Source organism: Bacillus sp. 17RED48, assembly GCF_019837545.1.
GTDB classification, from domain to species: domain Bacteria; phylum Bacillota; class Bacilli; order Bacillales; family Bacillaceae_G; genus Bacillus_A; species Bacillus_A wiedmannii.
This window is the reverse complement of sequence record NZ_JADAXG010000004.1, coordinates 275,899-287,848: the sequence shown is the minus strand read 5'-3', so window position 1 is coordinate 287,848 and position 11,950 is coordinate 275,899. Positions and strand designations below refer to the sequence as shown.

Genomic DNA, 11,950 nt, shown 5'->3' with positions numbered 1-11,950 from the left:
AAAGAAGGGGAATGTATGTTAGACGTGAATATTCGCTCTGCCGGATATGATATAGGGGAAAAGACAATTCATGATATTGCCTTTTCAATTGAAAAAGGTGAATTAGTTGCACTTATTGGTGCGAATGGTGCTGGGAAGAGTACGACGATTAAAACGATGCTCGGTTTACTTGTAAATATGAATGGTGAAATATCATTTGGTGAAAAGAAAAATCCTTATGCATACGTGCCGGAACACCCGACATATTATGATTATTTGACGCTTTGGGAACATATCGAACTATTAATGGATGCTCGCGAGAACGAAGTAGGAAGCTGGGAAAGAAAAGCAGAAGAGTTATTACATATGTTTCGAATGGATAAACATAAACATGAGTATTTATCAAAGTTTTCAAAAGGTATGAAACAAAAATCGATGCGCATTTTGGCATTTTTAACTGAACCAGATTTTTATATCATTGATGAACCTTTTATCGGTTTAGATCCAGTAGCTACGAAAGAGTTTTTAAGTTATTTATATAAAGAAAAAGAACGTGGCGCAGGTATTTTACTTTGTACGCACGTATTAGACACAGCTGAAAGAATTTGTGAGAGATTTTTACTCATTTCACAAGGTACATTAGTCGCAGATGGAAATCTAGAATCTATCCAAGCGTTAGCAGAAATGCCAGGGAGTTCATTATTAGACTGCTTTGATGTAATAGTAAGGCGTGAACAGCATGATTAAACAACAATTTTATAAAAGATTGCGCCATGAACTGGGGCGTAAATGGAAGTCCATACGTTCTATAACTGATTGGACGGTTGCACTATATATTATTATTCCTGCACTTATATTTATAGGGATTTATTATCGTTCACTATGGATGGAAGAATTATCGATGGGAGAGACAGTTTATTTCGGATTAGGTTTACTCGCATTTTATGTGATTACATATTCTAGAGGAGTTCGCTCATTTTTTGAACAAGCGGATAGTTTATTTTTAATTTCTTATCCCGCTCACATGCAAAAGTTAATCCAGTATGGCATGACATATACGTTAATTCGAATAGCGATAACGAATGTAGTGGTAGTAGTTACTATGTTACCAGTGTTGATGAAAAGTATTGGAGTGGCGCAGGTACAAATCATATTATTTTGGCTATTTTTTACTGCATTTCGATTTATGTTGTCGTTGTTAACGAGATTTATTCATATACGTGTGGGGAAACGATGGCTACTATGGATTGTAAAAAATGTGATATTTTCTATAAGTCTATCCTTTTTTGGATTGAGTCTGTTTCTTATTTATAAAAATTCCTTTTATTCTATACTATGTATCGGTCTAGCAGTTTTATTAATTATCGTATTGATAAAAGAAAAACTAAATTATAAAAATTGCTTTTTTAAAGAAGTTGAGAAAGAGAAAGAAGAAAGTATGCGCTGGACGAGTGGGATTATGCAAGTTGGTGGTCATGCGGCTAAACCGAGTAGTTCGAATAAAAAGCCGTGGATGTTTCCATGTTCTAAAAAGTTTTTAGGGAAGAAAAAAGATTCTCGTATTGTTGAATCCTTTTTAAAAGAATTTTTCCGTACAAGTAGTGCACGAATATTTTATATTCAAATTGTATGTATAAGTACTGTAAGTATTATCATGAGTCCGAGGTGGATTGTAGCTATTATTCTTGTATTTTCTTTAGTTGCAATTTCTCGTTATGCGCGCGATTATTGGAATGAATTTACGAAAAAAATGTTTCTTCATTTATATTGTGATGAAGGAAAATTACTACTGTTAAGATGGAAGGCAGATCGCTATTTATTACTTCCAGTACTGCTTTTGTATGGAATAGTTATACTTTCTCATTTTTATTTATTACCTGCTGTAATTGCCGGGATTATTTTTATAGTATGGATTGGTTGGATTGTATTTTTACCATAGAAAAAGAGCCGGAAAATGGCTCTTTTTTTAATCTGTTACACATTGATAAAGGAAATATACTAAAACGAGTATGCTTGCGGCGGAATACATGACATCTAAAGTCATCTGATTGCCTCCTCATTGTTGTTGTACTTATATTGTATGAAATCTTACAATTTCATATTCAAGTGAAAAATATGTGAACGTTAACAAAATTGTAAAGTGCAAAAATTACAATCATTTTGTATAATAGAAGAAACAACCGTTATATAAAATATAATGAGTGAAAGGGAGGGAACATAAATGCCAAATTGGTTTAGAAAAACCTTAGTCGCATTAATTACCGTATTTACATTTGGTTTAGTGACGCCTCCTTCCATATTGCTTGATAATGCCAAAGCTGCGGACAAGCCTACGAGTACAGCTGGGCAACAAAATTTGGAGAGTACGTCCTATACATATGAAGAAACGAATGACAGGTTAACCACCGATACTTTTATTACTTATGCAATGCTAGAAGCAGAGAAGCAGTCGATGCAAAAGTTTGGCACTAAAATTGGTCCAGTAATTGAAGATGAGTTTAAAGATGTAATATTACCGAAAATTGAAGAGGCAATTGCTCAGCTTGCCAATGATGTACCAGAAGATTCGCTGCAATCATTAGCGATTTCTCAAAGGCCAGCTGGCGGAAATAATGAAAAGATTTTTCATGTGTATGACACGAAATCAGGAAATGACTTATTGCGATTTCATGTAAGAAGAGATCATCCACCGCAAGATGGTTACTATTTTAATTTCCACTATCATCGATTTGATGATGGGTACTCAGGACACCATGAGTTAGGAAATATTTATTGGAATACGAATGTACCGCCAAAATGGCTTTCTTAAAAAGAACAAGAGAAAATCTTGTTCTTTTTTATGCTTATAGAAGGGTAAGACAACTATATTGTTGAATAAAATAGGTTTAGGAAAAAAGAAGTAAGGGAGTATGGGAATGCAAAAATATATTGTTTTTGACTTTGATGGCACATTAGTAGATTCACAAAATATATTTGTACCAATTTATAACCAGCTTGCTGAAAAGCATGGATATAAAACCGTAAGGGAAGAAGAAATTGAGTATTTACGTAAATTAACGATGCCGGAGAGATGTAAACAACTCGATGTACCACTGTATAAACTACCGATATTAGCATTAGAGTTTTATAAATTGTATCAACCTGCTATAAAAGATCTCATTTTGTTCCATGGGATGAAGGGTGTATTAGATGAACTACATAAGAAAGGCTACGGAATTGCAGTCATATCATCGAACTCAGAAGAGCATATTCGAGCATTTTTACACAATAATGATATAGAAAATATTCAAGAAGTGTATTGTTCAAAAAATTTGTTCGGAAAAGATAAAATGATAAAACGGTTTTTAAAATCCAAAAAGATAACAGAGAAAGATATGTTATATGTTGGTGACGAACAGCGAGACGTAGCAGCATGTAAAAAGGCTGGGGTAAATGTAATTTGGGTATCTTGGGGATATGATGTCATTGAAACAGTGAAAAAAGATGCACCAGATTATATGGTCAATACACCGATGGAAATTGTACAAGTAGTACAAGGGGCGTATTCTTAATATGAATACACTTCGAGCAGGTATTCATCATATTGAATTTTGGGTAGCAAATTAGAGGAGCCCATTTCTTTTTACGATCCGAATGGTTTTATAATAGAAGTAGCGTATACACCAAATGTAGAAATGTAAGGGGAGTATATATGAAGACAATTACAGCATGGCAAAACAATATACAAATAGTAAAGGATGCAGTTAATATTGAAGAAATCTCCAAAGGTTTCTCACCAGATAAGAAATATATAATTACGTGTGCGAATAACGAAAAATATTTATTGCGGACAGGCGATATGAAAGAGTATGAAAGAAAGAAAATAGAGTTTCAAATTTTAAATGAAATGCAAAACCGTAGTGTGCAAGCACAAAAACCAATTGAAATGGGTTTGTTGGCAGAAAAAGGTTTATGCTATGGCATTTTTTCATATTTAGAAGGGGAAGATGCGAAGAAGCTATTGCCTACGTATTCACCAAAAGAACAATATGAAATTGGTATAGAGGCAGGAAAAGATTTAGCAAAAATGCATACATATGAAGCTCCTAAGGATATCCTTCCATGGTATGAAAGAGCAATGAAAAAACATCGAAAATATGTAGAGGCATATAAAACATGTGGAATAAAAATAAAAAAAGATGATAAAATCATTAAGTTTATAGATGAAAATGAAATATATTTACAAAGCCGCCCAAATCGATTTCAACACGATGATTTTCATTTAGAAAATATAATTGTACGTGATGCGAAATATGTAGGTGTTGTTGATTTTAATGGCTACGATTGGGGCGACCCACTTCATGATTTCGTAAAAATTGCACTATTTGCAAGGGACATTAGTATTCCGTATTCAATCGGACAAATAGAAGGATACTTTAACGGGAGAATACCAGAGGAGTTTTGGAAATTATATGCGGTTTACGTTGGCATGACGGTTTTCTCTTCAGTTGTCTGGAGTTTACGAGCAGCACCGCACATGTTAGATGATACGTTAGAGCGTCTTACTATAGTTTTAGAAGATCATAAAGACTTTGAGTCATTAAAGCCAATTTGGTTTCAACCAGAAAAATTAATATGAAATAGAAAAGGTAGGTGTGATTCACATCTACCTTTATTTTTTTACCATTCTTCGTTTTGAAGCAGTTGTAATGCTAATTTTAAATCAACATCTTCTTGTAGATGTTCCGGAGTCCACGGGATATGTATATGCGGCTGTATACCAATTCCGGACATTCCTTCGCCTTTATCTATAATAGAGAGCCGTGAAGTAGGGTAGTAAAGTGCAAATGTATCAGCCCATTCCATTACCGCTAAATTAGAATAATCATTTAAACCAGCAGTAGGACGACCAATTACTTTTACTTTCAATGATTTTTTTGCTACTTCTACAAAAGAATCACCAGAACTTCCACATGTAACATCTGTTAATATAACTACTCTACAAGGTGATTTTCGTCCGTGTATTTTTAATGATTGAAGTTCTTTTGGTAACTCAGAAGTATCAAATGTAACGAATCCTTTTTTATAATTCTTTTTTAAATTTTGAATAAATATATCTGTGAATATTTTGGAAAGTTCGTCTAAAGAATCATAATCTTCCATTTCGATGTCTTTCATGCGTAAATGAAAGTTTCGTTCTGTATGATTTAATTGCATTGTATCTGAAGAATCTAAAAGGGAAATCTCTTTGTCTTCGAATAAGTAAGGAAGTAATTTAAAAAATGCATCATCACTCCCGCCACGATTCAATCGCACATCTATTATTAAGTTCGGAAAAGTATTAAGCTCATCTTTATGTAAGTCTAATAATTTATTAATAGCATCAGTATTTGCGAAATCCGTCAAAGTAATTAAGAGTGTATCTTTATTCTGCTGTTTAAATGAATAAATAGGCGTATATTCGCTTTGTTTATACTTTTGTAAAGTAATGGTTTCGGTTACGCCATTTTCATCTATAAGTGTACAATTTGATGATTTTAATAAAACATAATCCCATTTTTCACGTTCATATGTATTCTCATTTAAATACTTCTTATATTTTATTAATAACTCTGGAATTTTCATATTATCTAATGCTAGAATAGTCTGTCCTTTTTTCACTCTTATTTCTTGTGAATTGGATGTAATATATAGGCGGTCTTCGTATCTTTTCACCTGGAAGCCAACACTGTTAAGAGGTTGATTTTTAGAGTGCATTTTGAAAAACATATGATTATCTTTAAAGTCTAGTAAGTAATCACGTACAATTTCAGTAAATTGTACTGGTGTTAGTTCTCCTTGTCTCTCTAGTTTTTCAACTGTCTGTAAATAAGTAGCAGGATCGTCCCATCCTTCCTTATCTATACAACCTGAATAATCGTGATGAGTAATCGAAACAATTTCTTTGGAAATTTCTGTGTACACAGCTTTTCCTCCTGGTAATTTAATTAGTTGAATAATAGAATTCTGTATCCTTTACGTATTATCCTTTTTTTCGGATGGATAATTTAAAGGGAAATAGAGGGAAGTGTTATCTTCCCTCTATTAAAATATTTATTTAATTTTCTTAAATGCAAGCGGCTGCGTGCTTAACATAGTTGGTACATGTAACTGAAGGGATGGGAATTCACCACTAACACTCATTTCATAAGCCAATAATAAACTCATTTTCATTTGGAATAAGTCAACTTTTGCAGAGAAGATGTCGTAATGATGATGCGCTAATTGAATGTCCATCTCCATAAATTTTACAAATAACGAATCATCTCGTTTGTATACTTGTAATGTTCCATATGCAGGATGCTCGAAAGTACCGGTATAATCTTCTAACTTGTGAGAAGGTGTAGTCCCTTTAATTTGTTCAGGAATGGATTCAGTTGCTTCTTTCATCATTTCCTTCATTTTTTCAGTATCTTCTACAGCACGTTTATGCCAATCAATGGATTCTAATTCAAGTAGTTCGTCATAAATTTGATTAGCGAGATAAGTAGGTAGTAATGTACCTCCAGCATTCGTTAAAATGACAAGGCCTATGTTTTCTGTTGGTATGAATGAAACAAGCGCTGAAAATCCATCAATATTACCACCATGATGAATCACCTTATTACCACGATAAGCGCTAATAAACCAACCAAGGCCGTAACTATTTAATGGAGATTCAGGTAGTGATAAAACCGGTTGATCTGGAATTGAATTGTGCGGTGTATACATTTGTTGTAATAATTCAGGAGAAATTAATTCATGCTCTCCAAATTTCCCTTGTTTTAAGTGAAGAAGGACCCAATTGGCCATATCTTCAATTGTAGAATTAATACAACCAGCAGCGCCAACCGTATCAATATTGCGGAATGGAACTTCTTTTATTTCACCTTCATTTTCAATGTAAGGTAAAGCATAATCATCTGTAGTTTGTGAATCTGTAACAGAGAAATTTGTATGTCTCATATTTAAAGGTTCTAAAATATGTTCTGTAGCGTATTGCTCCCACGTTTGATTTGTAATGTTTTCAACAATGTAGCTAATTGTTGCATACATTAAGTTGTTATAAAGAAATGCTGTGCGGAACGGTGCATCAAGTTGTAAATGTTTTATTTTTTCAACGAGATCTTTTCGAGATAAGGAAGAGCTGTACCAAAGAGCCTCATGACGGCTTACACCAGTTCGATGAGAAGCTAAATCTCGTCCGGTAACTTGTGAGCTAGCAAGTAGTTCAGATAAAGAGAAGTTAGGTATATAAGACTGGACAGGAGTATCCCAATTAAACTTATTTTGTTGTGCTAACAAGCTTAATGAAAGTGTACCAAAAGCTTTCGTTGAGGAACCGATTGCGAACCGAGTATTCGGTGTAACAGTGTCTTTTGTCCCTAAATTTCGATAGCCAAATCCTTCTGAAATAATAACTTCACCGTCTTTTATAACAGCTACAGCAGCTCCAGGAACATTTAAATCCTTCATCATTTTTTCAACCGTTGTTTGTAAAGAAGTCATAACAGGAGTTTCAATTTTAGACATACTTCTAACCTCCAAATATAAATTTTGTTCTACCGCACTATACTTTCGGTAATAGAAAATGAAAACCTTTATAAATTTGGAAAGTTAATAATTTTGTAAGAATGAATGAAATTATTATTTGTTTAGAATTTTATTTTTATTATAATTAATTTAAATTAAGATATAGAAAAGATGGTGAAGAAGTGTGCTAACAATAAAGAGAGTACTTTGCGATAATAAAAAAAATCCGATAGGTATAGATTCAAAAGTTGTTAAAATGAGTTGGCTGCTTGAGTCGAGTAACCGAAATGTAAAACAACTTGCTTATCAATTGCAGGTTGCGAAGGATAGAGATTTTGAAATTATAATGTTTGATTCGCGAAAAGTAGAAACAGATCAAAGTTTACATATACCAATCAATTCATTTTCATACAGAGCGGAAACGCGTTATTTTTACCGGGTAAAGGTATGGGATAATTACGGAGAAGAATCATCTTGGTCAGAAGTAGCATTTTGGGAGACTGGATTACAAGGGCAAGATAACTGGAGCGGGAACTGGATTGCTGCGAAAAAAGAACGAACGCAAGTTATGTCTTTTAATAAATTTTTTTCTATTACAAAAGTAGTTAAAAAAGCGCGTTTATATATCACAAGTTTAGGATTATACGAGGCTTCTATAAATGGAGAGCGCATTGGAGATTGTTATTTTACCCCTGGATGGACAAGTTATGATAAGAGAGTACTGTATCAAACGTATGATATAACGCATTTATTAAAGGTTGAGCAGAATACTATTTCGGTTCTGGTAGGTAATGGCTGGTATAAGGGACCACTTACCATGCATCATGTACGTAATTATTACGGGAGAAGACGAGCAATAATTGCTCAATTACATATAACGTATGAAGATGGAACGAAAGAAAAAATTGTAACGGATGAAACATGGAAAGTAACTCCAAGCCCTATTTTGTATTCGGAAATTTATGAAGGTGAGGTTTATGACGCTAGGCTAGAAGAAAGTGGGCAAGAGCTAGAAGGTGTTGAAGTAACTGAGCATTCTAAACAAATAATTGTTGCACAAGAAAATGAATCAATTCGTAAAATGAAAATTATAAAACCGATTTCTATTTCAAAACTACCGAATCACGAATGGCTCATTGATATGGGGCAAAATATGGTAGGGTGGGTTCGATTTATAGTCCGTCATGTTTATATTGGGCAAAAGATAGAATTGCATCATGCTGAAATATTAAATAAAGATGGTAGTTTTTATACTGGAAATCTCCGAAAGGCAAAACAAAAAATAGTGTATATAGCAAAAGGAGAAGAAGAGGAAACGTTTGAACCACATTTTACATATCAAGGCTTTAGGTATGTGAAAATAAGTGGATTAACCCAGCCACCTCAAATAACAGATTTTGAAGGGATTGTATTACATACGGATATGGAAAAAGCGACTGAATTTGAAACGTCTAATCCATTAATCAATCAACTTCATCATAATGTGGAATGGTCTCAAAGAGGGAACTTTTTTGATGTGCCAACAGATTGTCCGCAGCGAGATGATCGACTTGGATGGACCGGAGATGCACAAATGTTCATTGGGACAGCTACGCAAATTATGAATGTACAATTGTTCTTTAAAAAGTGGCTCCAAGATTTATCATTAGATCAAAATGTTAATGGAGCTGTGCCTTTAGTTATTCCAGATGCTTTTGGGAAAAGAGCGGATTTTGATTTACATACTTCTGGTGGTTGGGGCGATGCAGCAATTATATGCCCGTGGGTTCATTATTTACATTACGGAGATGTATCGATTTTAAAAGAACAATATAACAGTATGAAGAAGTATATAGATTACATACGTTCACAAGGTGAGAACGAGTATTTATGGGATACAGGCTATCATTTAGGAGATTGGCTTGCATTAGATACGAAACCAGATGTATATGAAGGCGGAACAGACAAGCATTTTATTGCGACAGCTTATTATGCGTATTCTACATCGCTTTTACGAAGAATTGCTGAGATTTTAGATGAAACTACAGATGCTAAGTTTTATGCAGAGTTACATGGAAATATTGTTCAAGCGTTTCAAAATGAATTCGTTACACCGAATGGAAGGTTAATTTCAAATACCCAAACAGCCCACATATTAGTACTTCTTTTTGAACTAGTGAAAGATGATGTGAAGGAGAAAGTATTTAATCGCTTAATTGAGCTATTAAAAGAAAATAAAAATCATTTAACAACAGGTTTTTTAGGAACACCGTATTTGAATTTAATATTAAGCAAGTTTAACAGGCATGACCTTGCTTGTAAGCTTCTATTTTATGAAGATTATCCATCATGGTTATACCAAGTGAAAAAAGGTGCCACAACGATTTGGGAACATTGGGATGGCGTGAAAGAGGATGGAACACTTTGGAATGATAGTATGAATTCTTATAATCATTACGCATATGGCTCTATCGTTGAATGGATATACCGATATATTATTGGATTAGAAATGGATGAGACAAAACCTGCATATAAACATTTTTATGTACAACCACATTTTGATTCGAATTTAGAATGGATTAGAGTAAAACGTGAGACAGCTTATGGAGAAATTAAGATTGAGTGGCGTGTAGAAAATGAACAAGCCTTTCTCAAGATTTCTGTACCACCAAATACAAGCACTACATTGCGGATAGACGAAACGAATTGGAAAGCAGAACATAACATTGAAAAGGATTTAGGATCAGGCGATTATAAATTTACCTTTTGTAAAAATATAAAGGGGTAGAATTCTGTTAATATAGAAATATTTTTTATTGATTAGGATGATTAAATTTACTATTTTTCATGTTATGATAAATTTCATACACGATTGAAAGAAGGTTTTACTACATATGAAACATGCTGAAAATGAATACTTAAATTTATGCCGCCATGTAATGGAGCATGGTACGAAGAAAGAAGATCGTACAGGGACAGGCACTGTATCTGTATTTGGATATCAAATGCGTTTTGATCTAAGTAAAGGTTTTCCTTTATTAACGACAAAGAGAGTGCCGTTTCGCCTTGTAGCAAGTGAACTGCTTTGGTTTATGAAAGGTGATACAAATATTCGTTATTTATTGCAGCATAATAATAATATTTGGAATGAATGGGCATTTAAGAGCTGGGTAGAAAGCGATGAGTATACTGGTCCTGATATGACTGATTTCGGTCTTCGCTCACAACAAGATGAGGAATTTAAAGTGCAGTACGATGAGCAAATGGAATTGTTTAAAAAGAAAGTTTTAGAAGATGATGATTTCTCAAATAAATATGGTTATTTAGGAGACGTATACGGTAAGCAGTGGCGTGCTTGGAAAACGACAGCTGGTGAGACACTTGATCAATTAAAAGATGTAATTGAAATGATTAAAAAAACGCCAGACTCACGTCGCCTAATTGTTTCTGCTTGGAATCCTGAAGATGTACCAAGTATGGCATTACCGCCTTGTCATACGCTATTCCAATTTTATGTAGCGGATGGCAAACTTTCTTGTCAGCTATATCAAAGAAGTGGAGATATATTCCTTGGAATTCCATTTAACATTGCAAGTTACTCATTACTAACACATTTAATCGCACATGAATGTGGTCTTGAAGTGGGAGAATTTGTTCATACAATTGGAGATGCACACATTTATACGAATCATTTTGAACAAGTAGAAAAGCAATTGGCACGTAAACCACGTCCATTCCCGGAACTTACATTAAATCCAGATGTGAAATCTGTGTTTGATTTTGAAATGGAAGATTTAACGATTGAAGGATATGATCCACACCCAGCAATTAAAGCACCGGTTGCAGTATAATTGTAGAGGAGATGAAAAAATGATTGTTTCATTTATGGTCGCAATGGACGAGAATAGAGTAATTGGCAAAGATAATAATTTACCTTGGCGTTTACCGAGTGAATTACAGTATGTAAAAAAAACAACGATGGGCCATTCACTTATTATGGGCAGAAAGAACTACGAAGCGATTGGTAGACCACTGCCTGGAAGACGTAATATTATTGTAACTCGTAATGAAGGGTATCATGTTGAAGGTTGTGAAGTAGCACATTCTGTAGAAGAAGTGTTTGAACTATGCAAAAATGAAGAGGAAATCTTTATTTTCGGCGGAGCACAAATTTATGATCTCTTTTTACCTTACGTAGACAAGTTATATATAACAAAAATCCATCATGCATTTGAAGGAGATACATTCTTCCCAGAAATGGATATGACAAATTGGAAAGAAGTTTTTGTTGAAAAAGGTTTAACGGATGAAAAGAATCCGTATACGTACTATTATCATGTATATGAGAAGCAACAATAATAATAAGGATTGATGTGAAATTCACATCAATCTTTTTATTTGTATTCGTTAATATAAGTTTATAGATGATATTCAATAGTGCTATAATGAAATCTAGCATGTA

General features: G+C 33.8%; 10 protein-coding genes and 1 pseudogene. 9 read left to right on the top strand and 2 right to left on the bottom strand.

Annotated features, from left to right (window positions below; genetic code table 11):
• Positions 1 to 15 precede the first annotated feature (15 nt).
• The 6 genes and pseudogenes from ILT06_RS18540 to ILT06_RS18515 all read left to right on the top strand — a co-directional run bounded on the left by ILT06_RS18540 (position 16) and on the right by ILT06_RS18515 (position 4,597).
• Positions 16 to 726 carry an ABC transporter ATP-binding protein gene (locus tag ILT06_RS18540; protein WP_222655350.1) on the top strand — a complete coding sequence of 237 codons (711 nt, stop codon included), beginning with the start codon at positions 16 to 18 and terminating at the stop codon, positions 724 to 726.
• Positions 719 to 1,918, top strand: a complete 1,200-nt coding sequence (locus ILT06_RS18535; RefSeq protein ID WP_222655349.1) for an ABC transporter permease — start codon at positions 719 to 721, stop codon at positions 1,916 to 1,918. The genes ILT06_RS18540 and ILT06_RS18535 overlap by 8 nt, the downstream gene beginning before the upstream one ends.
• Before the next feature lie 282 nt (positions 1,919 to 2,200).
• On the top strand, positions 2,201 to 2,788 hold the full coding sequence (locus ILT06_RS18530; protein WP_064477370.1) for a YpjP family protein: 588 nt from the start codon (positions 2,201 to 2,203) through the stop codon (positions 2,786 to 2,788).
• A 106-nt stretch (positions 2,789 to 2,894) separates the two neighbouring features.
• Entirely contained in the window at positions 2,895 to 3,530 is a 636-nt protein-coding gene (locus ILT06_RS18525) for an HAD family hydrolase (RefSeq protein ID WP_222655348.1), read from the top strand.
• Between the two features lies 1 nt (position 3,531).
• Positions 3,532 to 3,641 (top strand): annotated as a pseudogene (locus ILT06_RS33105) (aminoglycoside phosphotransferase); the annotation flags it as partial.
• A 29-nt stretch (positions 3,642 to 3,670) separates the two neighbouring features.
• The gene (locus tag ILT06_RS18515) at positions 3,671 to 4,597 is read left to right on the top strand and encodes an aminoglycoside phosphotransferase family protein (RefSeq protein WP_098103303.1); all 927 of its coding nucleotides are present in this window, start codon (positions 3,671 to 3,673) and stop codon (positions 4,595 to 4,597) included.
• Positions 4,598 to 4,638: 41 nt separating this feature from the next.
• Here ILT06_RS18515 and ILT06_RS18510 read toward each other — a convergent pair whose 3' ends face one another.
• Positions 4,639 to 5,922, bottom strand: a complete 1,284-nt coding sequence (locus tag ILT06_RS18510) for a S41 family peptidase (protein WP_088046796.1) — start codon at positions 5,920 to 5,922, stop codon at positions 4,639 to 4,641.
• Between the two features lie 129 nt (positions 5,923 to 6,051).
• Complete coding sequence (locus tag ILT06_RS18505) at positions 6,052 to 7,509, bottom strand: serine hydrolase (RefSeq protein WP_098103302.1); 1,458 nt, start codon at positions 7,507 to 7,509, stop codon at positions 6,052 to 6,054.
• Between the two features lie 184 nt (positions 7,510 to 7,693).
• Here ILT06_RS18505 and ILT06_RS18500 point away from each other — a divergent pair, with 184 nt between their 5' ends.
• The 3 genes from ILT06_RS18500 to ILT06_RS18490 all read left to right on the top strand — a co-directional run bounded on the left by ILT06_RS18500 (position 7,694) and on the right by ILT06_RS18490 (position 11,847).
• On the top strand, positions 7,694 to 10,276 hold the full coding sequence (locus ILT06_RS18500) for an alpha-L-rhamnosidase (RefSeq protein ID WP_098103301.1): 2,583 nt from the start codon (positions 7,694 to 7,696) through the stop codon (positions 10,274 to 10,276).
• A gap of 106 nt (positions 10,277 to 10,382) precedes the next feature.
• On the top strand, positions 10,383 to 11,339 hold the full coding sequence (locus tag ILT06_RS18495; protein ID WP_222655347.1) for a thymidylate synthase: 957 nt from the start codon (positions 10,383 to 10,385) through the stop codon (positions 11,337 to 11,339).
• A gap of 19 nt (positions 11,340 to 11,358) precedes the next feature.
• Positions 11,359 to 11,847, top strand: a complete 489-nt coding sequence (locus ILT06_RS18490) for a dihydrofolate reductase (RefSeq protein ID WP_000637214.1) — start codon at positions 11,359 to 11,361, stop codon at positions 11,845 to 11,847.
• Positions 11,848 to 11,950 lie beyond the last annotated feature (103 nt).